Below are 24,735 nucleotides of genomic sequence, written 5' to 3'. Positions count from 1 at the left end.
GTGCAGGCAATGGCCGTCATTTTTGAAGCGCCGCACCGCCTTGCGCTTCGTCCTCTTTCGCTGAATGCCCCGGAATCCGGCGATGTCATCGTCGAGATCGTCTGGAGCGGCATCAGCACCGGAACCGAAAAGCTTCTGTTCACCGGCAAGATGCCGAGCTTCCCCGGAATGGGCTATCCGCTGGTCCCCGGCTACGAATCGGTTGGTCGCATTGTCGACTCCGGCAGCGAGTGTCGCGGACGGATCGGCGAATGGGTGTTCGTGCCCGGCGCCAACTGCTTTGCCGATGCGCGCGGCCTGTTCGGTGGTTCGGCGCGGCGGCTGGTGGTGCCTTCGGCCCGCGCGCTGCCGATCGATGAAAGCTGGGGCAGCGACGGTGTGCTGTTCGCGCTCGCAGCGACCGCGCTCCATGCGATGGCCGGTGGCGAGCCGCCCGATCTCATCGTCGGGCACGGCATATTGGGCCGGTTGCTCGCCCGGCTGACCATTGCCAGCGGCGCGCCCGCGCCCACCGTGTGGGAAATCCATGCCGACCGCCGCTCGGGCGACCACGGCTATGCCGTCATCCATCCCGACAGCGATTCGCGCCGCGATTATCGCAGCATCTGCGATGTCAGCGGCGACAGTGCCCTGCTCGACACCCTGATCGGCCGTCTGGCCAAGTGCGGCGAGGTGACGCTGGCCGGTTTCTATCAGCAGCCGCTGAGCTTCACCTTCCCGCCCGCCTTCATGCGCGAGGCACGCATCCGCGTCGCCGCCGAATGGGGGCCGGACGATCTGGTCGCCATCCGCGCGATGGTCTCTGGCGGCGCGCTCGATCTCGCCGGGCTGGTCAGCCATGTCCAGCCGGTCGCGGAGGCACAGGCTGCCTATCCGACCGCGTTCACCGACCCGAACTGCCTCAAGATGATACTCGATTGGAGCGATTGCGCATGACGATGCTGGAACACTCTGGTCCTGATACGGCTGCGTTGCGCGAGGAAGCCGCGCACGAACCCGATCCTGTCGCGACGGGTCCGGTCACCAAGGAAACGCAGATCATCGCCATCTATGGCAAGGGCGGATCGGGCAAGAGCTTTGCCCTGTCCAACCTCAGCTACATGATGGCGCAGCAGGGCAAGCGCGTGCTGCTGATCGGCTGCGATCCCAAATCCGATACCACAAGTTTGCTGTTCGGCGGCAAGGCGTGCCCGACCATCATCGAAACCAGCAGCGCCAAGAAGCTCGCCGGTGAAGAGGTGAAGATCGAGGACGTCTGCTTCCAGCGCGACGGTGTGTTCGCGATGGAACTGGGCGGCCCCGAAGTGGGACGCGGCTGCGGCGGACGCGGCATCATCCACGGTTTCGAACTGCTCGAGAAGCTGGGCTTCCACGACTGGGGCTTTGATTTCGTGCTGCTCGATTTCCTCGGCGATGTGGTCTGCGGCGGCTTCGGCCTGCCGATCGCCCGCGACATGTGCCAGAAGGTGATCGTCGTCGGATCGAACGACCTGCAGTCGCTCTATGTCGCCAACAATGTCTGCAAGGCAGTCGACTATTTCGGCAAGATGGGCGGCAATGTCGGCGTCGCAGGCATCCTGATCAACAAGGATGACGGCACAGGCGAGGCGCAGGCCTTTGCCGAAGCCGTGGGCATTCCGGTGCTCGCCTCGATCCCCGCGAACGAGGATATCCGCCGCAAGTCGGCCAATTACCAGATCATCGGCAGGCCCGACACCGAATGGGCGTCGCTGTTCGAGGAGCTGGCGATCAATGTCGCCGATGCGCAGCCGACGCATCCGCGCCCGCTGACCCAGGATGGTCTGCTCGGCCTGTTCAAGCCCGAGGATACCGGCGGCAATGTCGAGCTGGTCCCTGCGACCCAAGCCGATATGCGCGGCGGCGTGTTCGAGGAAAAGGCTTCGCTGGAGGTCGTTTACGACGCGATATGACCGATATTCCCGCCCCCTCTGCGCCACGCACCCCTGACCGGATCGAGCTGGCCGCTGTCCCGGTCGAAGGTGGCTGCGCGTCGAAAGACACCATGCGCGCTGCTGCGGAGCAGGCGGGCAAGGGCGAGATTCTGGCGCGCTATACGGCGGATTATCCGCCCGAACCTTCCCAGGGCCCGCACGATCAGCCGCAGAGCATGTGCCCCGCCTTCGGATCGCTCCGTGTCGGTCTGCGCATGCGGCGCACCGCGACGATCCTGTCGGGCTCTGCCTGCTGCGTCTATGGCCTGACCTTCACCTCGCATTTCTACGGCGCGCGCCGTTCGGTCGGCTATGTGCCGTTCAGCTCGGAAACGCTCGTCACCGGCAAGCTGTACGAAGACATTCGCGATGCAGTGCATCTGATGGCCGATCCGGCTTTGTATGACACCGTCGTCGTCACCAATCTGTGCGTGCCGACCGCATCGGGCGTTCCGATCCAGAATCTGCCAAAGCAGATCAACGGCGTACGGATCATCGGCATCGACGTGCCCGGTTTCGGCGTGCCGACGCATGCCGAGGCGAAGGACGTGCTCGCAGGCGCGATGCTCGCCTATGCCCGCAAGGAAGCCGCGCAGGGCCCGGTCGCAGCCCCCAGCCACCGCCCCGACCGTCCGACGGTGACGCTGCTCGGAGAAATGTTCCCCGCCGATCCGGTCGGCATCGGCCAATTGCTCGAGCCCCTGGGCCTGGCCGCTGGCCCGGTCGTGCCGACGCGCGAATGGCGCGAGCTGTACAGCGCGCTCGATTGCGCCGCCGTCGCCGCGATCCACCCGTTCTACACCGCCAGCATTCGCGAGTTCGAGGCCGCTGGCCGCCCGGTCATCGGGTCGGCGCCCGTCGGTGTCGATGGCACCGCCGCCTGGCTCGACGCCGTGGGCCGCGCCTGTGGTGTGTCGCAATCGATGGTCGATGCCGCCAAGGACCGGTTCCTGCCGGCCATCCGCGCGGCGCTCGATGCCAGCCCGATCAAGGGCCGCATCACCGTTTCGGGCTATGAAGGCTCCGAACTGCTCGTTGCCCGGCTGCTGATCGAAAGCGGCGCGGACGTGCCCTATGTCGGCACTGCCTGCCCGAGGACGCGCTGGTCCGAGCCCGACCGCCAATGGCTGGAAGCCCGCGGCGTGCGCATCCAGTATCGCGCCAGCCTGGAACAGGACATTGCCGCGGTCGAGGAATTCCGCCCGAACCTGGCGATCGGTACCACGCCTGTGGTCCAGCACGCCAAGAGCGAGGCGATCCCGGCGCTCTATTTTACCAACCTCATTTCCGCGCGGCCGCTGATGGGCCCTGCAGGTGCAGGGTCGCTGGCGGTTGTCATCAACGCCGCGCTCGCCAATCAGGACCGGTTCAACCGGATGCAGAGCTTTTTCGACGGCGTCGGCACCCAGGAAAATGCCGGCATCTGGCGCGACACGCCGGTCGACCGGCCCGAGTTCAAGAAGAAGTACGCCGCCCGCATGGTCGGCCTCAACAAGTCCGAAGAGGCGGTGGGCACATGACGCTCATTATCGATCACGATCGGGCCGGGGGCTATTGGGGCGCAGTCTATGCGTTCACCGCGATCAAGGGCCTGCAGGTCATCATTGATGGACCCGTAGGCTGCGAGAACCTGCCCGTCACGTCGGTGCTGCATTATACCGACGCACTGCCGCCGCACGAGCTGCCCATCGTCGTCACGGGGCTCGGCGAGGAAGAGCTGGGCAAGACCGGTACCGAGGCGGCGATGCGCCGTGCCTGGCAGACGCTCGACCCGGACCTGCCCGCCGTGGTGGTCACCGGATCGATCGCCGAGATGATCGGCGGCGGCGTGACGCCCAATGGCACCAATATTCGCCGTTTCCTGCCGCGCACCATCGACGAGGATCAGTGGCAGGCCGCAGACCGCGCGCTGACCTGGCTGTGGACCGAATTCGGCCCGAAAAAGGTCAAGCCGCTCGCCCCCCGCAAGGAAGGCGTGAAGCCCAAGGTCAACATCATCGGCCCGATCTACGGCACGTTCAACATGCCGAGCGACCTTGCCGAGATCCAGCGGCTGGTCGAGGGCATCGGCTGCGAACTGAACATGGTCTTCCCGCTGGGCAGCCATCTGGCGGACGTCAAGAAGCTCGCCGATGCAGAGGTCAATATCTGCATGTACCGCGAGTTCGGCCGCAACCTGTGCGAAACGCTGGAGCGGCCTTATCTCCAGGCGCCGATCGGCCTTGAATCGACCACTTTGTTCCTGCGCAAGCTGGGCGAGCTCACGGGGCTTAACCCCGAGCCGTTCATCGACCGCGAGAAGCACACGACGATCAAGCCGCTCTGGGATCTGTGGCGTTCGGTCACGCAGGATTTCTTCGGCACCGCAAGCTTCGGCATCCATGCCAATGAAACCTATGCGCGCGGCATCCGCAATTTTCTTGAGCACGACATGGGGCTGCCGTGCAATTTCGCCTTCAGCCGCACCGCCGGGGTCAAGCCCGACAACGAGGCGGTGCGCGAGGCGATCCGTACCAACCCGCCGCTGGTCGTGTTCGGCAGCTATAACGAGCGCATGTACATGGCCGAATGCGGCGCGCGCGGCATGTACATTCCGGCAAGCTTCCCCGGCGCGGTGATCCGCCGCTACACGGGCACGCCGGTGATGGGCTATTCGGGTGCGACCTGGCTGGTGCAGGAAGTGTGCAATGCGCTGTTCGACGCGCTGTTCCACATCCTGCCGCTGTCGAGCCAGATGGATGCCGTGGCGGCGACGCCGGCCAGGATCGAGCGGGAACTCGCCTGGACCGACGACGCCAAGGCGCGGCTTGACCGGCTGGTCGATGCGCAGCCGGTACTGGTGCGCATTTCTGCCGCCAAGACGTTGCGCGATGCCGCGGAGAGGGCGGCCCGGCGCGCGGGCGAAGATTCAGTAACCGAGGTGCGGCTGGTGGAGGAAGCCGTCGCACAGAATATGGGCCAGGTGGCGTGAGCGCCTTGTCCAGTCATCGGCCTTGGGACGGGGCCTCCAATATCCGCGTCAGGTTCGCCTGCACGGATAATCGCCTGGAAGGCGCCCATGTGGCGTTCTTCCAAATCTGGAAGCTAAGGAGAATATCTCATGGCAGATGAAGGGATGGGTCCCACGACCTACCTCACAGAAAGCGAGGCGAAGGAGTTCCACAAGCTCTTCGTCGCCAGTTTCGCTTTCTTCACCATCGTCGCGATCATCGCGCACGTACTGGTTTGGCAATGGCGCCCCTGGTTCCCGGGTACGCCCGGCTATGAAGCGACATCGAGCCTCGACCCGGTGACCGACGTTCAGCTCAGCTAAGAAGGAAACCTGATCATGCATAGAATGTGGCAATCATTCGATGGCAACAGGATCCTGACTGCGCTTGCGGTCTTCCTGTTCGTCCTCGCACTTCTCATCCACTTCATCCTGTTGAGCACGAATCGCTACAACTGGCTGGAGCCCCCTATGCCGGCAGCTGCACCTGCGGCGGTTGCTGCGGCATCGGCGATTACACCCTGACATCAGGGTAATGCCAGTGTGTCGCCTTGCCAGGCGATGAGGGCGGACCGGCGGGACCGGTTTTCACCGGTCCGCCCCTTTCACTGGTTGCATGAGAACAAACGAGACCCCGCATACGGGGATTATCATTCACGCTCGCCGCACAGCATCGCGGCGGCGAACGAAGGAGTCTGGCAATGGCGCTCTTGAGCTTCGAGAGAAAATATCGCGTCAGAGGCGGAACATTGGTCGGCGGGGATCTGTTCGATTTCTGGGTCGGGCCATTTTATGTCGGCTTCTTCGGGATCACGACGCTGTTCTTCGCCTCGCTTGGCACTGCGCTCATCTTCTATGGTGCATCGCAGGGCGGAACCTGGAACCCCTGGCTGATCAGCATCGCGCCGCCGGACCTGAAATACGGCCTGGGCCTGGCGCCGCTGAAGGAGGGCGGCCTGTGGCAGATCATCACGGTCTGCGCGATCGGCGCGTTCGTCAGCTGGGCGTTGCGAGAGGTCGAAATCTGCCGAAAGCTGGGCATGGGCTATCATGTGCCGTTCGCCTTTGGTGTCGCCATCTTTGCCTATGTAACGCTGGTGGTGTTCCGCCCGTTCCTGCTGGGCGCCTGGGGCCATGGCTTTCCGTACGGCATTTTCAGCCACCTGGATTGGGTGTCTAACGTCGGCTACCAGTATCTGCACTTCCACTACAATCCGGCACACATGCTCGCCGTGTCGTTCTTCTTCACCACCACGCTCGCGCTTTCGATGCACGGCGCGCTGGTCCTTTCGGCCACCAACCCGGCCAAGGGTGAGGAAGTGAAATCCCCCGAATATGAAGACACCTTCTTCCGCGACCTGATCGGCTATTCGGTCGGCACGCTCGGTATCCACCGCGTGGGCCTGCTGCTGGCGCTGAATGCCGGTTTCTGGAGCGCAGTGTGCATCATCATATCCGGCCCCTTCTGGACCCGCGGCTGGCCGGAATGGTGGACCTGGTGGCTCAACCTGCCGATCTGGATGTGAGAGGGGTAATTCACCATGGCACGCTACCAAAATCTATTCACCCAGGTTCAGCTGCGTGGGCACCCCGAAATGGGCATGCCGCACAAGGACGACAGCGAACCGCGCATCAACGTCACCGCATTCAGCTATTGGATGGGCAAGCTGGGCCAGGCGCAGCTGGGGCCGCTCTATCTCGGCAAGCTGGGGCTCGCCTCGCTGCTGTTCGGCTTCCTGGCGTTCGAGATCATCGGCCTCAACATGATGGCCTCGGTCAACTGGAACCCCAACCGCTTCCTGAAGGAGCTGTTCTGGCTCGCGCTGGAGCCGCCCGGTCCTGAATGGGGTTTTTCCGTCTACGTGCCGCTGGCTGAAGGCGGCTGGTGGATCATTGCCGGCTTCTTCCTGACCGCATCGGTCATGCTCTGGTGGGCCCGTACCTATCTCCGCGCCAAGGCGCTGGGCATGGGCACGCACATCGCCTGGGCCTTTGCGAGCGCCATCTGGCTCTTCCTGGTTCTGGGCATCATCCGCCCGTTCCTGCTGGGCAGCTGGTCGGAAGCGGTACCCTTCGGCATCTTCCCGCACCTTGATTGGACCGCGGCATTCTCGATCCGCTACGGCAACCTGTTCTACAACCCGTTCCACGCGCTTTCGATTGCCTTCCTTTATGGCTCCACCTTGCTTTTTGCGATGCACGGTGCGACCATCCTGGCCGTGGGTCGCTATGGTGGCGAGCGTGAGATCGAACAGATCTACGATCGCGGCACAGCCAGTGAACGCGCCGGCCTGTTCTGGCGCTGGACCATGGGCTTCAATGCCACCATGGAATCGATCCATCGTTGGGCCTGGTGGTTTGCAGTGCTGACCACACTTACCGGCGGTATCGGCATCCTGCTGACCGGCACGGTTGTCGATAACTGGTATCTCTGGGCTCAGGAGCATGGATTTGCCCCTGCCTATCCGGATACCGGTGTTGTTGATCCGAGCACGAGCTTCGTCGCACCGGCAGCGGTGCCTGCGGAGCCGAGCCTGATGGCTGCGGACCCCGGCGCTGCTGCGCCTGCGGCTCCCAGCCCAGCAGAAGGGAACTGACAGCCATGTTGACCCTATCCAAACTGACCACATTGGGCGCGCTGGCGATAGCGGGCCTGGCCCTCACGGCCTGTGAAATCGGACCCAAGACATCAGAGCAGGGCGGCTACCGGGGAACCGGCATCGCCCAGATCACCGATGCTGACAACAAGATCGATCCCGGCACCGTTCCGCCGCCTCCTTATGCCCTCCCGGCCCCGACCGGGCCGAAGGCAGCCGAGGTGTACCAGAACGTCAAGGTGCTGGGTCATGTCAGCCAGGAAGAGTTCGATTACACCATGGCGGCGATCACCCAGTGGATCGTCCCTGCCGATGCCCCGCCCGAACAGGCCGGGTGCAATTACTGCCACAATGCCGAAAATCTGGCCGACGACAGCAAATATACCAAGGTTGTCGCGCGCCGGATGATCCAGATGACGCAGAACATCAACCAGAACTATTCGGACCACGTCAAGAAGACCGGCGTGACCTGCTATACCTGCCACCGTGGCAATGCAGTGCCGAAATATGTCTGGACCGATCCCAAGCCCAGCGACGGGCGTCTGATGGGCAACAAGCGTGGCCAGAACACGCCCAGCCCGGTGACCGCCTATGCTTCGCTGCCGCTCAGCACGGCCAGCATGTATCTGGGTCTGGATGCCAAGGCGGCACGGGTGCAATCGAAGACGCGCCATCCCACGACGCTCAATCTCAAGGGCACCAAGGATGCGGAAGCCAATTATGCGATCATGATGCATCTGTCGCGGTCGCTGAACGTCAACTGCACCTATTGCCATAACAGCCGTGCCTTTGCGCAATGGGGCCAGTCGAGCCCGCAGCGTGCCCAGGCCTGGTATGGCCTGCAGATGGTCAAGAATACCAACCAGGAATATATCCACCCGCTGACCAGCGTGTTCCCGGCCAACCGGCTTGGACCGCAGGGTGACCCTTACAAGGCCAATTGCGCCACCTGTCACCAGATCCAGCGCAAGCCGCTGGGCGGTGCCCAGATGGCCAAGGACTATCCGGCGCTGCTGACGCTGGCGCCCAAGGGTCCGGTATCTCCTGCTGCGGCCATGCCGGGCATGGAAGCACCCGCCCCGGCGGCAGCAGCGGCTCCTGCTGCTGCAGCAGCTGCGGGGAACTGACCGAATGAAATCCTCCCCGAGCTTGTCTCGGGGAGGGGAACCGCCGACCGCAGGTCGGTGGTGGAGGGGAAGCGAGATGGCATGACGCACATTGCCTGCACTTCACCGCTGCCCCTCCACCACCCGCGACACGGGCGGTCCCCCTCCCCCGGCAAGCTGGGGGAGGATTTTCGTCGATTGGCTCGGTAATGCACCTGTTCGAAACCCTGGTTGTCCTTCACGTCATCTGCGGGGCGACGGGGCTGATCGCGTTCTGGGTGCCGATTGCCGCGCGCAAGGGCGGGCAGGCGCATCGCAAATGGGGGCGGGTGGCCACGCTGGCCTTTATCGGTGCCGGCATTCTGGCGATCGCGATGGCGCTGCTGTCGCTCTATGGTCCGGAAAAGCGCCTGCCGATGATCACCGATCGCGTGCTGTTCGACGGGCTGTTCGGCTGGATGATGCTGTATCTCGGCACGCTCACCATCGGCTTTGCGGTCTATGGCCTGGCGGTGGTTCGCCACCGTGCCAACCGCGCGGCGCTGCGCGCGCCGCACTATCTCGCGCTGTTCGGCGCGGTGATCGCCTCTGCGGCATGGTGCGGCTATTACGGCCTGATGATCGGTCAGCCGCTGATGGCCGCGCTCGCCGTGGTCGGGCTGACTGCGGTGGCGACGCAGCTCTTCTATGTCTGGCGCCCGAGTGCTCCGCCGCGCGCGCATGTGCCCGAACATTTCCGTGCGCTGCTCGGCATGGGCATTTCGGCCTATACCGCCTTCCTGTCTGTCGGGCTGATCCGGCTGGTGCCCGATCATGTCTTCAACCCGCTGATATGGGCTGTGCCCAGCATCATCGGCGTCAGCCTGATCATCCGCTATACGCTGGCCAAACGCCCGCAAAAGCGTGGCGGGAGCGCGTCTGTAACGCGACGGGAGGCCTGAATGAAAGACTGGATCGTCAACAATCTGGGCATCATCGAGATGCTGATGTCGGGCGTGCTCGTCCTGGGCTTTTGCGCCTGGCAGTATTGGAGCGTCAGCCGGCCCGACAAGGGGGAATAGGGGGATCTACGCCTTCATCCCGCTGGTCGGTCCGGGGCTATGCTGCCCATCGAGGTCTGATAACGTCATCCTGAACTTGTTTCAGGACCCATCGTGCCCGATCAAGCCGAAGCCGCGTGGGGAGAAATGGGCCCTGAAACGAGTTCAGGGTGACGGAGGTGACATCGCGACGTTCAGCGCGGGGCCTTCGACAAGCTCAGGCTGAGCGGGGTGGGGTGCGGGTGCCGAGCGGGCAGGGTGCGGGAGCTGGCCAAGTTGCGTCGAGCGCACCGAGCCCGCCTCGCCCCCTACCGCTCCTTCTTCTTGGTCGGCGCGTTGAAATCGGCTGGTTTGCCCGCGATCCAAGTCAGGAACTTGGCGATCTCTGGATGCTGACGCAACGCCTCCACATCCTCGCCGACCCGCCCAAGTTCGGCGTTGGTGAAATGCGCATGGATCGTCCGGTGGCAGATCGGGTGGACGGCGACGCGGCCTTTGCCGCCCTTGCTCTTGGGTACAGGGTGGTGCCATTCGATGACTTCACCCAGATCGCGCTCGCACAGCCAGCACGGCTCGGGCGGCGGAGCCTCCGCCTCGTCTTCTTCCTCTTCCCAGGCGCGGCGCTTTGGCATCAGGCGGGCATCAATCCGCAGTTGGGCCGTTGCCGGGGCCCAGCAGATCGACCACCGCCGTCACCATCGCCTCGGTCGCCAGCGTGATCGATTCGCGCGGGGCGACCTTGAAGAACGGGCTGTGGTGCGCAGGCAGCGTCATCTTGCCCGCCTTGGCCGCGTCGATATCGGCCTGCGGGGTGCCGCCGACATTGAAATACAGCCCCGGCACATCGGTATTGGGTGCGACGAAATAGGCAAAGTCCTCGGCGCCCATCCCGGTCTGCGGCTCGTTGGTGAGCAGCGCCTGCGCGCCGAACCGCTTGGCGAAGGTCTTGGTAATCCGCTCGGTCAGCGGCTTGTCGTTGACCGTTACCGGGGTCGATTCGAAGCCCACGCGGACCTGGGGCAGCTTGTCTTCGGGCAGGCCGTTCAATCGCCCGACATTCTCGGCAATGCGCTTGATCCCGTCGAGCAGCGTCTTGCGCACCGCATTGTCGTTCGACCGCACCGTGATCTGCAGCTCGGCCTTGTCCGAGATGATGTTGTGCTTGAAGCCCGAATGGAACGACCCCACGGTCACCACGCCTGCCTCAAGAGGTGAAATCTCGCGCGAGACCAAAGTCTGCAGCGCCATGACGATTTCCGCGCCCATCACGATCGGGTCCTTGCCCATATGCGGATAGGCCCCGTGGGTGCCGACGCCGAAGATGGTGATGTCGACCGAATCCGATGACGAAGCGGTCAGCCCCGGCTGGATCTCGATCTTGCCCGTGGGCGTGCCCGCCGAAACGTGGAAGGCGAGCGCATAATCGGGCTTGGGGAAACGGGTGTACAGCCCGTCCTGCATCATCTTGGCCGCGCCGCCGATACGCTCTTCGGCGGGCTGGGCGACGAACACCACGGTGCCCTTCCACTGGTCCTTCATCGCGGCAAGGCGGCGCGCGGTGCCGATCATCGATGTGATGTGCGTGTCATGCCCGCAGGCGTGCATCACCGGCTTTTCGGTGCCGTCGATATCGACCTGCTTGACCTTCGAGGCATAGGAAAGCCCGCTGTCCTCGACCAGCGGCAGACCGTCCATATCGGCGCGCACCATGATGACCGGGCCGTCGCCATTCTTCATGATGCCGACCACGCCGGTCACGCCGACACCTTCGGTGACGATGGCGCCAGCCGCGCGCAGTTCCGCCGCGATGATCTTGGCGGTGCGGGTTTCCTTGAACGACAGTTCGGGATTGGCGTGGAAATCGAGGAACAGCTTTTCCAGCTTGGTGTCATAATCGCTGGCCACTGCCTTGCCGAGCGCATCCTGCGCCTGGGCAGGTGCCCCCAGCGCAAGTGCCATGGCACTGCCGATCAAGCCCCAAGCTATTGCCCTGTTCATCGATTTCCCCTTTTTCCCCAAGGCGTTCACGCGCCGTCCGGAGCGACTATAGCGCTTTGAATCGCTTAATCTATCGTCATTCCCACGACGGCGCGTGTGACAACCCTGGCTGTCCGTGGAACTGGCCTCAATCCGCAGGCCCCACCTTGAACGCGCACAGCTTGTTGCCGTCGAGGTCGCGGAAATAGGCGCCGTAAAAGGCCTGGTCGCCCTCTGCTCCGCGCAGGCCCGGCGCGCCTTCGCACGTGCCGCCCAGTTCGAGCGCCTTGGCGTGGAGCATGTCCACCTTGGCCCGCGCATCCATCGCCAGCGCCACCATCGTACCGTTGCCCGCCGTTGCGGCCTCACCATTATAGGGCCGGGTCACGGCAATGCCCGGCGCACCCCAGACGGTGCCGAACAGGGTGAAGCCGTTTTCTTCCATCCGCATCAACTCGCTGCCGCCCAGCGCGCCAATCAATGCCGCATAAAAATCACGCGCCTTGTCGAGGTCATTGGTTCCCAGGGTTACATAGCCGATCATCGTGTCTCTCCTGCATGTCCGGCCCGACTCAGGCCAGTTGCAGTTCGCAACTTATCATGGGCATGTGTCGAGGCAATGACCTATCGGGTCATCTTCGGCATGGCCGGTGCTGATCCGCACCACGCCCTCGCCGCTGACCCGGTTGACCCACAGCCCGGCGCGCAGGCCATAGGCCTCGCCCGGATGGCCGATCCAGACAGACCCGTCGGGCTGTTCGATCCGCTGCACGCCCAGGCCGAACGCGGTGAAATAGCCCCTGTCGTCATCGCCGTTGCTGCCATCGAACCGCCATTGCGCGCGGGTCAGCTCGGCAAAGGACTGCGGGGTGAGCAGCCCGTCGCCGCCATTGAGAAGCATCTGCCCCAGCCGCGCCAGCCCGCCGGCGGAAATGCGCATGCCGCCCTGCGGGCTGAACGCCGATCCGTTCCTGCCGGGCAGGTACAGCTCGATGTCGCAGCGGCCATCGCTCGCGGGGACATAGGCGCATTGATCGGGACTGGCGGTCCAGTCATCACGCGCGACGCTGCCATCGGGATTGTACAGGGTGATCGCGGTCTTTGCCGTGCCGGGTTTGCAGCCTGACCAGTTGTAACAGGCGGGGATGGCGAGGGGCTCGAACACCTCCTCGGTCATGATCCGGTCGAAGCGGCGGCCAGAGGCAGCCTCCATCACCGCCGCGATGACCGGGAAGTTGACATTGGCATAGCGGAAATAGCTGCCGGGCGAGTGGTCTGCATCCCAGGCTTCGGGCCTGGCCATCAGCTCTGCCAGGTTGGCATCGAGCGGGATGAAATAGCCGGCATCATCCTTCAGCCCGGACTGGTGCGACAGCAACAGCCGCAGCGTGATCTTCTGCGTCGGGAATTGCGGATGGACCAGCCGCCAACCGAGATACAGCGACACGTCCCGGTCCAGATCGAGCACCTGTTTGTCGACCAGCCGCATCACCGCGACACCGACCGCGAGCTTGGAGATCGAGGCGATGCGCACCGGATCGTCGAGCGTCGCTACCCGCATCGACGGGCGGTGAGCGAGGCCCGAGACCTTGCCGCGATCCAACCGGTCGGCCGAGAATTTCAGCTCGATGCGGACATTGTCGTCGGCTTGTGCGGCGGCGGGGGTGGCGAGTGCCGCGACCACCAACGCCGCCAGCATCGTCATTCCCGCAAACGCCGGAATCCCGCTATTGCGCCAAAATTGCTTCAGGAAGCGGGACCCCCGCGTGCGCGGGGGCGACGAGCTTGACGCCATAAACCGAGCGATCAGCCCTTGCATTCGCCGATGCGCTTGGCGCTGTTCTTCGCCTTCATCGTCATCGTGCCCATCTCGCCCGAGCTCATCGCCATTTCCATCTGCATGTCATAGCTGGTCGAGGTGTAGGTGCCGTTCAGCTTGATGTCGCCCTTCTGGCCCGGCTGCTGGCCCTTGCAGGTGATATCGGCATTGATCGCGCCGCCGGACAGGTCGAACTTCTTGTAGGTGCACTCGTCATTGGCAGCCCCGGCCAGGAAGTCCGCCCCCGGCTTCTTGGCCTGCTCTTCGGTCAGGCAATTCTTGGTGGTCTGCACCTGGCCGATCATCTGCTTGACGATCGCGCCGGTCATCGCCTTGCGTTCGGCCGACAGCTTGGTCTCGTCAAACTTCACATCGACGATCTCGACCTTGTTTTCCCATTCGCCCGCGCTGAACTTGATCGATTCGGCTTCCTTGGCGACCTCTTCCTTGCTGATCTTGCCGTCGCCATCCTTGTCCGCACCGCCGCCGCTGCATGCGGCCAGCGCCATCAGCGGCAGGGCCAGGATCGAAACAGTCTGCATCTTCATGAAAATTCTCCGTTGAGCGATTGGGGATGCGCGATCCGTCTGTCCTTGTTGCCGCCGACCCTAAAGATGCGCCTGGCGCTTGGCAATCGCATCGCCGCCCTTGCGCCGATGGCCCCCGCTCCGCATATCTCTGCGCATGGCTGAACTGGTAATCCGACGCGGGCTTGAAGAGCCGCAAACCGATGGCACGTTCGTGCCGCACAAGCCGCAACGGCCCGAAAAGGCAGAAGGCGGGCGGCGGTTCAAGCTGGTGAGCGATTACACCCCGTCAGGCGACCAGCCGACCGCGATCAAGGAGCTGGTCGAGGGGATCCAGGCGCATGACCGCGACCAGGTGCTGCTCGGCGTCACCGGATCGGGCAAGACCTTCACCATGGCGCAGGTGATCGACCGAACGCAGCGTCCCGCGCTGATCCTGGCGCCCAACAAGATTCTCGCCGCGCAGTTGTATGGCGAGTTCAAGAGCTTCTTCCCTGAAAACGCGGTCGAATATTTCGTCAGCTATTACGATTATTACCAGCCCGAAGCCTATGTGCCGCGCAGCGACACCTATATCGAGAAGGAAAGCTCGGTAAACGAGGCGATCGACCGGATGCGCCATTCGGCGACGCGGTCCTTGCTCGAGCGCGACGACGTGATCATCGTCGCCTCGGTGTCGTGCATCTACGGTATCGGATCGGTCGAGACCTATTCGGCGATGATCTTCGACATCAAGGCGGGCGAAAGCGTCGACCAGCGCGAGCTGATCCGTAAGCTCGTCGCGCTGCAGTACAAGCGCAACGATGCAAGCTTCACCCGCGGCAATTTCCGCGTGCGCGGCGATACGCTCGAGCTGTTTCCCTCGCATTACGAGGATGTCGCCTGGCGCATCTCGTTCTTCGGCGACGAGGTGGAATCGATCGCGGAGTTCGATCCGCTGACCGGCAAGCCCGGCGCAAAGCTCGCCCAGGTGCGGGTCTATGCGAACTCGCACTATGTCACGCCTGGCCCAACGATGCAGCAGGCTGCGGCGGCGATCCGCTTCGAGCTGACCGAGCGGCTGAAGGAGCTTGAGATCGAAGGCAGGCTGCTGGAGGCACAGCGGCTGGAGCAGCGCACCAATTTCGACCTCGAGATGATCGCGGCGACCGGCAGCTGTGCGGGCATCGAGAATTACTCGCGCTTCCTAACTGGACGCCTGCCGGGCGAACCGCCACCGACGCTGTTCGAATATCTGCCCGAAAACGCGCTGCTGTTCATCGACGAAAGCCACCAGACCGTGCCGCAGATCGGTGCGATGGCGCGCGGCGACCACCGGCGCAAGCTGACGCTCGCCGAATATGGCTTCCGCCTGCCCAGCTGCATCGACAACCGCCCGTTGCGCTTCAACGAATGGGACGCGATGCGGCCGCAGACGGTCAGCGTTTCGGCCACCCCCGGCAATTGGGAGATGGAACAGACCGGCGGCGTCTTTGCCGAACAGGTCATCCGCCCCACCGGGCTGATCGACCCGCCGGTCGAGATCAAGCCGGTCGAGGAGCAGGTCGATGACCTGATCAACGAGTGCAAGAAGGTCGCGGCACAAGGCTATCGCACGCTCGTCACCACGCTGACCAAGCGCATGGCCGAGGACCTGACCGAATATATGCACGAGGCGGGGATCAAGGTCCGCTATATGCATTCGGACGTCGAGACGCTCGAACGTATCGAGCTGATCCGCGACCTTCGCATGGGCGTGTACGACGTGCTGATCGGCATCAACCTGCTGCGCGAGGGGCTCGACATTCCCGAATGCGGGCTGGTGGCGATCCTCGATGCGGACAAGGAGGGCTTTCTGCGCTCCGAAACCTCGCTGATCCAGACGATCGGCAGGGCGGCGCGCAACGTCGAGGGCCGCGTGATCCTCTACGCCGATCGCATCACCGGCAGCATGGAGCGCGCGCTCAACGAGACCAATCGCCGCCGCGAAAAACAGGTGGCCTACAATACCGAACACGGCATCACGCCGACCACGATCAAGCGCAATATCGGCGACATCATCGCGCATGTCGCGAGCAAGGACAGCGTGCTGGTCGATACCGGCGTCGATGATCGCCCGCACATGGTCGGCCACAATCTGCGCGCCTATATCGAGGACCTCGAAAAGAAGATGCGCGCCGCCGCTGCCGACCTCGAGTTCGAGGAGGCAGGGCGCCTGCGCGACGAAATCCGCAAGCTGGAGGCGGAAGAGCTCGGCCTTCCGGTCGAACAGCGGGTGGCAGCGCCGAAGGGCCGGGCGACCGAAGGCAAGCCGGGCACGCGCAAGATGCGCTATGGGAAGACGCAGCGGAAGTTTTGAGGGTTGGCGGGACTGAAAACGTTAAATAGCGACAAGCAGTTTAGAGCTGCATAAGCTTGGCTTTACGAGGAAGCCAAGATGATCCTTTCTTTCAAAAAATGCTGAAACCGAGCGAATCTGGATCGGCAATCGCAGTCGCGAGCTTCCGGACGATATCCAGAAGCGTGCGCTGAACCGTCTGAAGTTCCTGGATGCAGCAACGTCGCTAAACGACCTTCGCAACCCGCCCAGCAATCGCCTGCATGCGCTGAGCGACGACCGGGCGGGACAGCATTCCATTTCCATTAACAAAAAATGGCGTATATGTTTTGTCTGGAAGGACGGAGACGCTCATGACGTCGAAATTGTCGATTACCACTGATCCGGACTGGCTTGAGAACGATCATGCCGGGGAATTGCTGCTGTCTGAATTTCTCGAACCGTTCGATATGACCGTCGAAGCCCTGGCCGATGCCATTGCCGTGAGTGCAGAGCATATCCGTTCGGTTATCGATGGTGAAAAGCGCATGGATGCTGAACTGGATCTGCGCCTGGGGCGCTTTTTCGGAATGTCGGAGGGATTTTTCCTTCGGCTTCAGGACAGCTATGAACTGCTTGAAGCCAAACGGTCGCTCAATGGAGAGCTCGATCGCATCGTTCAGCACGCCGCCTGATCCCCTTGCCAAGCTGACCGAAAAACGGCACCCGTGGCTGCAGCGGGTCGCACCGTGGTCTCGTCAATTTTTGCGGGACAAATCAGATCGGACGTCGTGTATGCTTTCCTTGCCTTTCTCTCGTGTTCTCGCCGGTGCCGTCATGCTTGGCGCGCTGGCTGTGCCTGCGCATGGCCAGGCAATTTCCGACAAGGAAGGCTATGATTCGCTGCTGAGCTGCGCGGCGTTCTTTTCTGCAGCAGCGGCGGTGACCGAAGGTGACGCGAAGGCCAGCGGCGATGCGACCGAATTGGCCACCGCGTTCATGACCGGTGCCGTGCTGCTTGCGCCCGGTGGCGATACCGCCAAGGCCGAAAAGGCACTCGAGGAGCAGGCCCAGATGTTCGCTGTCGCCATGGTCGCCGATGACAAGGGCATGACCAACGATCTCGACGAACTGGCCGATGGCTGCAGCACGCTCGGCGAGAGCTATCTGCCCGAGATACTCGAGCGCGCAGGCGAATAGGCCGGGCTCAGCCGGGCAGCGCGGTGAGCGTGTCGACCGTGAGAACCTGCGGCAGGATCACCGGCTCCTTGCCCGGCGCATACCAGACATACAGCGGCACGCCCGAGCGTCCCTGCGCTTCGAGATAGCGGCTGATCTCGGCATCGCGCCGGGTCCAGTCGCCTTCCAGCACGACGACACCCGCTTTTTTGAAGGCGGCAGCGGTGGCCTCGCGCTGGATCGCAGCGGCTTCGTTTGCCTTGCAGGTGATGCACCAATCGGCGGTGAAATAGGCGAACACAGGTGTGTTTGCGCCGCGTAGCTCAGCGAGCTTTGCCTCGCTGAACGCCTGCGTTGGCAGCGTGGCATTGGTCGATGCCTCTGCGCTTGACGCGCCCGCATCCATCGGCAGCAGCGCGATGGCGGCGATTGCACTGATAAGCGCAGGAATGATCGGCAACCAGCCGCTGCGTCCGCTCGCCTGCCGTGCGCCCAGCCACCACAGCAGCATCGCCAGCAGCATTGCGGCGGCCAGGCCGAAGAGCACGCCAGTGTTGCCCGTCTGCTGGCCGAGCAGCCAGACCAGGGCAAGCGCGGTGAGGAACATCGGCACCGCCATGATCCGGCGGAAAACACTCATCCAGGCACCGGGGCGTGGCATCCTTCGGCGGAGCGCGGGGATGAAGCCGATGGCCAGGAACGGCAGCGCGAGACCCAGCCCCAGCCCGGCAAAGACCAGCAGAGCAGCGGGCACGGGCAGCACCAGGGCGGTGCCCATCGCGGCAGCCATGAACGGCGCGGTGCACGGTGTCGCGACAAAGGCGGCGAGCGCGCCGGTCCAGAACGATCCCGCCGCGCCTTGTTTCTGCGTCAGGCTGCCCCCTGCCGAAACGGTGGCGAACTCGAAAAGGCCAGCGAGGTTGAACGCAATCGCGGTGACCAGCAGCAGCAGCGCAAGGATGATGCGCGGATCCTGCAGCTGGAACGCCCAGCCGATCTGCTCGCCGCCTGCGCGCAAGGCGAGCAGCAGCCCGCCCAGCCCGAGGCAGACCAGCACAATACCTGCGGTATAGGCGAGCGCATCGCTCCGCGCCGCGCGTTCGTCGCCGCCGGCCTTGGCGAGGCTGATCGCTTTCAGGCTGAGGATCGGGAAGACGCACGGCATGATGTTGAGCAGCAGCCCGCCGAGCAGCGCCCCGCCCAGCGCGGTCAGCAGAAGCGTCATGGTATCACCCTGCGCGGGGGTGGCGGTGGCCGTGGTATCTATCCGGGTACCGCCAGGCGCGACCTTGCCGGGCCTGGCGATCAGGTCGAGGCCCAGATGCTCGCCGATCCGAAGGACGCCGCCAATGTCCTGCGCGGCAGTTCCGGCGACCTCGGTCTCGACGATCAGCCGGTCGCGATCGCGGAAGAAGCTCTGCGGCGCGCTGTAGCGGATCGCCTTGTCGGTGCGCGCGAAGAAATGCGGCGCGTCGATCTTGCCGCCGGCGGGGAAGGGGATGGCGATGCGCAGCACCTTGCCGTCACGGGCAAAGCTGGCTTCGCTGCCCAAGGGCGCGGGCAGCCGTTGCCGCCAGCCATCGAAGCGCGTCCGCGCCGTCTGGTCGACGCTGCCATTGCCCACGGTCAGGCTGGTGGTGAGCGTCGCGCTTTCGGGGACGCAGATTTCATCGGTACAGGCCAGCCAGTCGGCCTTGACGCTGATCGGCAGGACCGTGCCGGGCGCGAGCGAAGAGTCGAACTTCAGCGCCACCAAAGGTGCATAGGGCCCTTCATAGACATGGTTCATCAGCCCCGCGATAATCAACGTCTGCGGCACCGGATAGCGCAGGTTTCCCGCTGTAACGCCCTTGGGCAACGTCCATTCGAGCGTCATGCCAAGGCCCGCATCGCCCGGATTTTCCCAATAGCCATGCCAGCCCGTCTTGGGCGTCATGGCAAAGGCCAGGTCGACGGTGGTGCCGGGCGCGGGGCTGGCGCTTTCTGCCACCAGCGATGCGGCGATATTGTTCGGCCCCCGCTGCAAAGGCTGGGCGGCAGCAGGAAGGGCAAGGCCCAGCAGAAGCAGGCCCAGCAGGGACCGGAAAACAGCCAACATCATGCGCCGCCATGTAAAGGGTTTGCAGGCCAAAACCAATGGCCGTTCGGCGGGCTATACGCCGGGTGAGCCAGCGGGGTTACCGCTGGTCGTAGGCGCTCAATCCCTTGCCGAGCCGGTTTTCGCCCAGCGGGATGCTGTCACGGCTCCAGTTGGCGACAAACCAGGTCGCGCGCTCGACGCCGGGGGCAAGGCTGGCATCATTGCCGAAAATCTGGAGGCCGGCAGAGCTGTAAGCGCGTCCCTCGGCGGCGACCGCGATGAACGCCGACCAGTTTTCCTTGTTCTGCCCCTGGACGAAGATGTTGCGGGTGATCTCGCCGCTCGCGCCGCCGGGCAGGTCGATCATGTAATTGCTGCCATTGCCACGGCTGTCGTCGAAGCTCGAATCGGCGATGGTCACGCGGCCCGCGCGGCTCTTCACATAATGGCCGCCCTGGCCCTTTTCGAAGCGCGAGCGGGTAACGGTCAGCGACCCATAGTCGCCGATATAGATCGAATGCGCGCAGTCCGACGCGCACAGGCCGAGGCCCGAAAAGCTCGACTTGTCGATGACGATCCGGCCGTTGCGGTCCTCGCCGGTCAGGATGCCCTGCTGGCTGTCGCGAAACAGGCTGTTGACGACGGTAAGGTCGCCGCGCTCCAGCCGGACGCCAGCGCCGTTTTCGTCGCGCACGGCGATGTTCTGGAAGATCAGGCCCTCGACGCGCGCGCTGCGGCCGCGCAGCACCAGCGTCGCCTTGTCCTCGCACACGCCGCCATCCAGGATCGCGGTACCGGGCGTCACCGCGCGATAGGTGATATTGCCCGCCTCCTGCACCGCGCAATCGCGCCAGATGCCGGGCTGAACCTCGATCGTGCCGGTTCCGCCGCCGATCTTGTTCACCGCATCGGTCAGCGATTTGTAGCTCTTGCCGGTCTCGGCGATGCGATAGGGCATCGCGCGCTGCTGCGCGAACAGGGGCAGGGCGCTGATCAGCGCCAGCGCGGCGACAAGGAGAATGCGGAGCACGGTCATGGCCGCAGGGACTATCATGCGGCGGACAAAAATGCCTGGTATTAGAGGGTTAACGCATCGGCCGTCCCGTCAGGGGACAGGCGCTGCATCATCGGTTACCGGCGGCGACCGGTGCTTGCGGCCATAGACCAGGTCGAACAGCGGAGAGGCCATGAAGGTGGTGACGATCGCCATGATCACCAGCATCGAGAACAATGCCGGGCCGATAATGCCGCGCTGCAGGCCGATATTGATGATGATCAGCTCCATCATCCCGCGCGCGTTCATCAATGCGCCGATCGCCATCGCGGTGGAGTTGTCCTGCCCGGTGATCCGCGCCGCGACATAGCAGGCAACGCCCTTGGCCAGGATCGAAGCGGCGAGAATTCCCATCGCAATGGCCAGAAGCTCGGCATTGTTGACCACGGTCAGCTGGGTGTTGAGCCCCGAATAGGTGAAGAACATCGGGATCAGCAGCACCATGATGATCGGTTCAAGCTGGCGCTGCAGCTCGTTCGACAGCTTGCCGCGCGGCATGCAGATGCCCAGCAGAAAGCCGCCGAGCACCGCATGGATGCCGATATAGTCCATCGCAAAGGCCGCCAGCATGAACAGCACCAGCACCGCGGCCAGCATCGAATGGGTGACCTTGCCATTGCGTTCGGTGATGCGGCCCAGCGGCGCCAGCAGCCTGCGCCCGAAGATGAGCATGAACGCGGCAAAGCTGGCCCCGCCGACAATCGCCTTGATGGCGACGCCCGGCCCGTCGCCGAAGCTGGCGAGCACGATCGCCAGCACCGTCCAGGCGGCGGCATCGTCGATGGCCCCTGCCGACAGGGTCAGGCTGCCCAGCTTCGTGTCGGTCAGGCCGCGCTCATGAATGATCCGCGCCAGCATCGGAAAGGCGGTGATGGCAATGCACGCGCCCAGGAACAGCGTCGCCTGAAACTGATTGACGTCGCTGGCGAACAGGCCGGGCACATCCTGAAGCATCGGCGCGAGCAATATCGCGACGATAAAGGGCACCGCCATGCCGGTGAACGATACGGCTGCCGCGCTGCCGATCTGGGCGCGGAAATGGTCTGAGCGGAAACCGAGGCCAACCAGGAACATGTACAGGCCCACGCCCAGCTGGGCGCAGACGAACAGCACGTTCTTGGTTTCCGGCGGGAACAAGGCTGCCTGCAGATCGGGCAGGAAAAAGCCGAACAGCGAAGGGCCCAGCAGCACGCCGGCCATCATCTCGCCCACCACCTGCGGCTGGCCCAGCCAGCGGCGCACGGCGTAGCCGACAAGGCGGCAGGTGCCGATGATCAGCGCCATCTGCACGAAGAAATACGCGCTGAGTTCAGACGGTGTCACGCGCCAATGCCCCTCCCGCACACCCCTCGCAGCAGGGCATGCGCGGGGAGTTTGCGGTTTGTCAGGCCAGAGTCAATCGCGATGGCTCAATCCAGATTGGGACGCAGCCAGCGGCGCGCCGTATCCAGATCGACCCCGCGCCGTGCAGCATAGTCGATGACCTGGTCCTCGCCGATGCGTGCGACGCCGAAATAGGCGCTTTCCGGGTGCCCGAAATAAAAGCCGCTGACCGCCGCAGTGGGCAGCATCGCAAAGCTTTCGGTCAGGGTGATCCCGGTGGCATCGGTGGCCTTGAGGAGGTCGAACAGCGCCGGCTTCTGGCTGTGGTCGGGACAGGCGGGATAGCCCGGGGCCGGGCGGATGCCGCGATACTGTTCCTTGATCAGCGCCTCGTTGGTCAGCTGCTCACCCGCCGCATAGCCCCACAGGGTGGTGCGGACATATTGGTGCAGCCGCTCGGCAAAGGCTTCAGCGAGTCGGTCGGCCAGCGCCTTGAGCAGGATGTCGTTATAATCGTCATGCGCCGCCTGGAAGCGTTCCAGATGCGCATCGATGCCATGGCCTGCGGTGACCGCGAAGCCGCCGATCCAGTCGCCCGCCGGATCGATGAAATCGGCCAGGCACATGTTGGCGCGGCCCTCACGCTTGGCGATCTGCTGGCGCAGGAAGGGCATGCGCACATCCTGGCCATCGGCGTCTATGATCACATCGTCGCCCTCGCGGCGGCAGGGCCACAGGCCGGCCACGCCCTTGGCGGTCAGCCATTTTTCCTCGACGATCCGGTCGAGCATCGCATTGGCATCGGCGAACAGCGCGCTTGCGCTTTCGCCGACGATCTCGTCGGTGAGGATCGCGGGATAGTTGCCCGCCAGCTCCCACGCGCGGAAGAACGGCGTCCAGTCGATGCATTCGCGCAGGTCCGCCAGGTCCCACTCCTCGAAGACATGCACGCCCGGCTGGACCGGCGCGGGCGGCTTCTGGCCCATATCGGCGACGAACGCATTGTCGCGCGCGACATCGAGCGGCGACAGGTCGTTCTGTCCCTTGCCCGAGCGGGCGAGGCGCACGGCCTCATATTCTTCCGCCACCTTGGCGATGAACGGTTCGGCGAGCGTGCCGCTGACCAGGTTCGAGGCGACACCGACCGCGCGGCTGGCGTCGAGCACATGCACGACCGGGCCTTCATAGGCCGGTGCGATGCGCAGCGCGGTGTGCACCTTCGAGGTGGTTGCGCCGCCGATCAGCAGCGGAATGCGCATGCCGGCCTTCTGCATCTCCTCGGCCACGGTCACCATCTCGTCGAGCGACGGGGTGATCAGGCCCGACAGGCCGATGATGTCGGCCTGATTGTCGTTCGCAGCCTTCAGGATGTCGTGCCAGGGCACCATGACGCCCAGGTCCACGACCTCATAGCCGTTGCACTGCAGCACCACGCCGACGATGTTCTTGCCGATATCGTGCACATCGCCCTTCACCGTCGCCATGATGATGCGGCCCTTGCCCTTGGCATTGGGGTCCTTCTCGGCCTCGATATAGGGGAAGAGGTGCGCGACCGCCTTTTTCATCACGCGCGCGGACTTGACCACCTGCGGCAGGAACATCTTGCCCTCGCCGAACAGGTCTCCCACGACGTTCATGCCGTCCATCAGCGGGCCTTCGATCACCTCGATCGGGCGCGCGGCGGCAAGCCGGGCTTCCTCGGTATCCTCGACGATATGCGCGTCGATGCCCTTGACCAGCGCATGTTCCAGCCGCTTGATCACGGGCCAGCTGCGCCATTCGGCGGCTTCCTTCTCGGCCTTCTCGTCCTTGCCGCGGAAGGTTTCAGCCAGCGTGATCAGCTTTTCGGTCGCATCTTCGGTGCGGTCCCAGATTACGTCCTCGCAGGCTTCGCGCAGCACCGGGTCGATATCGTCATAAATGTCGAGCTGGCCGGCATTGACGATGCCCATGTCCATGCCCGCCTTGATCGCATGATACAGGAACACGCTGTGCATCGCGCGGCGGACCGGCTCGTTGCCGCGGAAGCTGAACGACAGGTTGGAAACGCCGCCGGAGATGTGGACATGCGGGCAGCGCTGCTTGATGTCGCGGCACGCCTCGATAAAGTCGATGGCATAGCGGCGGTGCTCGTCAATGCCGGTGGCGACCGCAAAGATATTGGGGTCGAAGATGATGTCTTCGGGCGGGAAGCCGATTCCGGTCAGCAGCTTGTAGGCGCGCTCGCAGATCTCGACCTTGCGCTGCCGCGTGTCGGCCTGGCCGACCTCGTCGAACGCCATGACGACGACGGCAGCACCATAATCCATGCAGATGCGGGCGTGCTTGAGGAATTCCTCCTCGCCTTCCTTCATGCTGATCGAATTGACGATCGGCTTGCCCGAGACGCATTTCAGCCCCGCCTCGATCACCGACCATTTGGACGAGTCGATCATGAACGGCACGCGGGCAATATCGGGCTCGGCAGCGATCAGCTTCAGATAGCGCGTCATCGCGGCGTGCGCGTCGAGCAGACCTTCGTCCATGTTGATGTCGATGATCTGCGCGCCGCTTTCGACCTGCTGGCGCGCGACATCGACCGCCTCTTCATAGCGGTCTTCCATGATCAGCTTCTTGAACTTGGCCGAACCGGTGACGTTGGTGCGCTCGCCGATATTGACGAACTGGGCTGTGGACTGGGTGGCGGACTGGGTCATTTTTTCACTTTCGCCCTCTCTCCTTCAGGGGAGAGGGTTGGGAGAGGGGAACATGCGGAGAGGGTTGCAACATGCCCCTCTCCCTTCGCCGCTGCGCGGC

Annotated in this window: 23 protein-coding genes; 14 read left to right on the top strand and 9 right to left on the bottom strand. The window is 63.9% G+C overall.

Annotated elements, in window-relative coordinates:
• Positions 1–9 precede the first annotated feature (9 nt).
• The 10 genes from bchC to OU999_12550 all read left to right on the top strand — a co-directional run bounded on the left by bchC (position 10) and on the right by OU999_12550 (position 9,585).
• Positions 10–936, top strand: coding sequence for a chlorophyll synthesis pathway protein BchC (bchC, locus tag OU999_12595; protein ID WAC22586.1), 927 nt, complete (start codon positions 10–12; stop codon positions 934–936).
• Entirely contained in the window at positions 933–1,931 is a 999-nt protein-coding gene (locus OU999_12590) for a chlorophyllide a reductase iron protein subunit X (protein ID WAC22585.1), read from the top strand. The genes bchC and OU999_12590 overlap by 4 nt, the downstream gene beginning before the upstream one ends.
• Positions 1,928–3,472, top strand: a complete 1,545-nt coding sequence (bchY, locus tag OU999_12585) for a chlorophyllide a reductase subunit Y (protein ID WAC22584.1) — start codon at positions 1,928–1,930, stop codon at positions 3,470–3,472. Before OU999_12590 ends, bchY begins: the two co-directional genes overlap by 4 nt.
• Complete coding sequence (gene bchZ, locus OU999_12580; protein WAC22583.1) at positions 3,469–4,923, top strand: chlorophyllide a reductase subunit Z; 1,455 nt, start codon at positions 3,469–3,471, stop codon at positions 4,921–4,923. Before bchY ends, bchZ begins: the two co-directional genes overlap by 4 nt.
• Before the next feature lie 129 nt (positions 4,924–5,052).
• The gene (gene pufB / locus OU999_12575) at positions 5,053–5,265 is read left to right on the top strand and encodes a light-harvesting antenna LH1, beta subunit (protein ID WAC22582.1); all 213 of its coding nucleotides are present in this window, start codon (positions 5,053–5,055) and stop codon (positions 5,263–5,265) included.
• 15 nt (positions 5,266–5,280) lie between these two features.
• On the top strand, positions 5,281–5,466 hold the full coding sequence (gene pufA, locus OU999_12570) for a light-harvesting antenna LH1, alpha subunit (protein ID WAC22581.1): 186 nt from the start codon (positions 5,281–5,283) through the stop codon (positions 5,464–5,466).
• A 176-nt stretch (positions 5,467–5,642) separates the two neighbouring features.
• On the top strand, positions 5,643–6,467 hold the full coding sequence (gene pufL / locus OU999_12565; GenBank protein ID WAC22580.1) for a photosynthetic reaction center subunit L: 825 nt from the start codon (positions 5,643–5,645) through the stop codon (positions 6,465–6,467).
• Positions 6,468–6,482: 15 nt separating this feature from the next.
• Positions 6,483–7,538: a photosynthetic reaction center subunit M gene (pufM, locus tag OU999_12560; GenBank protein WAC22579.1), complete on the top strand. Its 1,056-nt coding sequence runs from the start codon at positions 6,483–6,485 to the stop codon at positions 7,536–7,538.
• Between the two features lie 5 nt (positions 7,539–7,543).
• Entirely contained in the window at positions 7,544–8,665 is a 1,122-nt protein-coding gene (gene pufC / locus OU999_12555) for a photosynthetic reaction center cytochrome PufC (protein WAC22578.1), read from the top strand.
• A gap of 188 nt (positions 8,666–8,853) precedes the next feature.
• Entirely contained in the window at positions 8,854–9,585 is a 732-nt protein-coding gene (locus tag OU999_12550) for a hypothetical protein (protein WAC22577.1), read from the top strand.
• Positions 9,586–9,992: 407 nt separating this feature from the next.
• On the opposite strand, the gene OU999_12545 is transcribed toward OU999_12550, so the two are convergent.
• From OU999_12545 to OU999_12525, 5 genes are all read right to left on the bottom strand, one after another.
• Positions 9,993–10,316 carry an HNH endonuclease gene (locus OU999_12545; GenBank protein WAC22576.1) on the bottom strand — a complete coding sequence of 108 codons (324 nt, stop codon included), beginning with the start codon at positions 10,314–10,316 and terminating at the stop codon, positions 9,993–9,995.
• Between the two features lie 10 nt (positions 10,317–10,326).
• Positions 10,327–11,643, bottom strand: a complete 1,317-nt coding sequence (locus tag OU999_12540; protein WAC22575.1) for an amidohydrolase — start codon at positions 11,641–11,643, stop codon at positions 10,327–10,329.
• A 166-nt stretch (positions 11,644–11,809) separates the two neighbouring features.
• A complete protein-coding gene (locus tag OU999_12535) occupies positions 11,810–12,205 on the bottom strand; it encodes a VOC family protein (GenBank protein ID WAC22574.1) in 396 nt (131 codons plus the stop codon).
• Positions 12,206–12,259: 54 nt separating this feature from the next.
• Entirely contained in the window at positions 12,260–13,366 is a 1,107-nt protein-coding gene (locus OU999_12530) for a serine hydrolase (GenBank protein WAC22573.1), read from the bottom strand.
• Positions 13,367–13,467: 101 nt separating this feature from the next.
• Positions 13,468–14,028: a DUF3617 domain-containing protein gene (locus tag OU999_12525; GenBank protein ID WAC22572.1), complete on the bottom strand. Its 561-nt coding sequence runs from the start codon at positions 14,026–14,028 to the stop codon at positions 13,468–13,470.
• A 136-nt stretch (positions 14,029–14,164) separates the two neighbouring features.
• Between OU999_12525 and uvrB the strand changes: the two genes are divergently transcribed.
• The 4 genes from uvrB (at position 14,165) to OU999_12505 (ending at position 17,503) form a co-directional block, all read left to right on the top strand.
• Complete coding sequence (gene uvrB, locus OU999_12520; protein ID WAC22571.1) at positions 14,165–16,345, top strand: excinuclease ABC subunit UvrB; 2,181 nt, start codon at positions 14,165–14,167, stop codon at positions 16,343–16,345.
• Between the two features lie 115 nt (positions 16,346–16,460).
• Positions 16,461–16,706 carry a type II toxin-antitoxin system RelE/ParE family toxin gene (locus OU999_12515; GenBank protein WAC25424.1) on the top strand — a complete coding sequence of 82 codons (246 nt, stop codon included), beginning with the start codon at positions 16,461–16,463 and terminating at the stop codon, positions 16,704–16,706.
• The gene (locus tag OU999_12510; GenBank protein ID WAC22570.1) at positions 16,678–16,998 is read left to right on the top strand and encodes a HigA family addiction module antitoxin; all 321 of its coding nucleotides are present in this window, start codon (positions 16,678–16,680) and stop codon (positions 16,996–16,998) included. The genes OU999_12515 and OU999_12510 overlap by 29 nt, the downstream gene beginning before the upstream one ends.
• Positions 16,999–17,140: 142 nt before the next feature.
• On the top strand, positions 17,141–17,503 hold the full coding sequence (locus tag OU999_12505) for a hypothetical protein (protein ID WAC22569.1): 363 nt from the start codon (positions 17,141–17,143) through the stop codon (positions 17,501–17,503).
• Positions 17,504–17,510: 7 nt separating this feature from the next.
• Here OU999_12505 and OU999_12500 read toward each other — a convergent pair whose 3' ends face one another.
• From OU999_12500 to metH, 4 genes are all read right to left on the bottom strand, one after another.
• Entirely contained in the window at positions 17,511–19,583 is a 2,073-nt protein-coding gene (locus OU999_12500) for a protein-disulfide reductase DsbD family protein (protein WAC22568.1), read from the bottom strand.
• A 76-nt stretch (positions 19,584–19,659) separates the two neighbouring features.
• Complete coding sequence (locus OU999_12495) at positions 19,660–20,598, bottom strand: right-handed parallel beta-helix repeat-containing protein (GenBank protein WAC22567.1); 939 nt, start codon at positions 20,596–20,598, stop codon at positions 19,660–19,662.
• A 69-nt stretch (positions 20,599–20,667) separates the two neighbouring features.
• The gene (locus OU999_12490; GenBank protein ID WAC22566.1) at positions 20,668–21,939 is read right to left on the bottom strand and encodes a cation:proton antiporter; all 1,272 of its coding nucleotides are present in this window, start codon (positions 21,937–21,939) and stop codon (positions 20,668–20,670) included.
• Between the two features lie 86 nt (positions 21,940–22,025).
• Positions 22,026–24,635: a methionine synthase gene (gene metH, locus OU999_12485; GenBank protein WAC22565.1), complete on the bottom strand. Its 2,610-nt coding sequence runs from the start codon at positions 24,633–24,635 to the stop codon at positions 22,026–22,028.
• Positions 24,636–24,735: the final 100 nt, after the last annotated feature.

This window comes from Blastomonas sp. SL216 (genome assembly GCA_026625625.1).
Lineage (GTDB): Bacteria > Pseudomonadota > Alphaproteobacteria > Sphingomonadales > Sphingomonadaceae > Blastomonas.
This window is presented reverse-complemented; position numbering and strand designations above follow the sequence as displayed.

Excerpts from the sequence above, each read along its gene's own strand:
- bchC (WAC22586.1), top strand. The coding sequence starts at position 10 with ATGGCCGTCATTTTTGAAGCGCCGCACCGCCTTGCGCTTCGTCCTCTT.
- OU999_12590 (WAC22585.1), top strand. The coding sequence starts at position 933 with ATGACGATGCTGGAACACTCTGGTCCTGATACGGCTGCGTTGCGCGAG.
- bchY (WAC22584.1), top strand. The coding sequence starts at position 1,928 with ATGACCGATATTCCCGCCCCCTCTGCGCCACGCACCCCTGACCGGATC.
- bchZ (WAC22583.1), top strand. The coding sequence starts at position 3,469 with ATGACGCTCATTATCGATCACGATCGGGCCGGGGGCTATTGGGGCGCA.
- pufB (WAC22582.1), top strand. The coding sequence starts at position 5,053 with ATGGCAGATGAAGGGATGGGTCCCACGACCTACCTCACAGAAAGCGAG.
- pufA (WAC22581.1), top strand. The coding sequence starts at position 5,281 with ATGCATAGAATGTGGCAATCATTCGATGGCAACAGGATCCTGACTGCG.
- pufL (WAC22580.1), top strand. The coding sequence starts at position 5,643 with ATGGCGCTCTTGAGCTTCGAGAGAAAATATCGCGTCAGAGGCGGAACA.
- pufM (WAC22579.1), top strand. The coding sequence starts at position 6,483 with ATGGCACGCTACCAAAATCTATTCACCCAGGTTCAGCTGCGTGGGCAC.
- pufC (WAC22578.1), top strand. The coding sequence starts at position 7,544 with ATGTTGACCCTATCCAAACTGACCACATTGGGCGCGCTGGCGATAGCG.
- OU999_12550 (WAC22577.1), top strand. The coding sequence starts at position 8,854 with ATGCACCTGTTCGAAACCCTGGTTGTCCTTCACGTCATCTGCGGGGCG.
- OU999_12545 (WAC22576.1), bottom strand. The coding sequence starts at position 10,316 with ATGCCAAAGCGCCGCGCCTGGGAAGAGGAAGAAGACGAGGCGGAGGCT.
- OU999_12540 (WAC22575.1), bottom strand. The coding sequence starts at position 11,643 with ATGGCACTTGCGCTGGGGGCACCTGCCCAGGCGCAGGATGCGCTCGGC.
- OU999_12535 (WAC22574.1), bottom strand. The coding sequence starts at position 12,205 with ATGATCGGCTATGTAACCCTGGGAACCAATGACCTCGACAAGGCGCGT.
- OU999_12530 (WAC22573.1), bottom strand. The coding sequence starts at position 13,366 with ATGACGATGCTGGCGGCGTTGGTGGTCGCGGCACTCGCCACCCCCGCC.
- OU999_12525 (WAC22572.1), bottom strand. The coding sequence starts at position 14,028 with ATGAAGATGCAGACTGTTTCGATCCTGGCCCTGCCGCTGATGGCGCTG.
- uvrB (WAC22571.1), top strand. The coding sequence starts at position 14,165 with ATGGCTGAACTGGTAATCCGACGCGGGCTTGAAGAGCCGCAAACCGAT.
- OU999_12510 (WAC22570.1), top strand. The coding sequence starts at position 16,678 with ATGACGTCGAAATTGTCGATTACCACTGATCCGGACTGGCTTGAGAAC.
- OU999_12505 (WAC22569.1), top strand. The coding sequence starts at position 17,141 with ATGCTTGGCGCGCTGGCTGTGCCTGCGCATGGCCAGGCAATTTCCGAC.
- OU999_12500 (WAC22568.1), bottom strand. The coding sequence starts at position 19,583 with ATGATGTTGGCTGTTTTCCGGTCCCTGCTGGGCCTGCTTCTGCTGGGC.
- OU999_12495 (WAC22567.1), bottom strand. The coding sequence starts at position 20,598 with ATGACCGTGCTCCGCATTCTCCTTGTCGCCGCGCTGGCGCTGATCAGC.
- metH (WAC22565.1), bottom strand. The coding sequence starts at position 24,635 with ATGACCCAGTCCGCCACCCAGTCCACAGCCCAGTTCGTCAATATCGGC.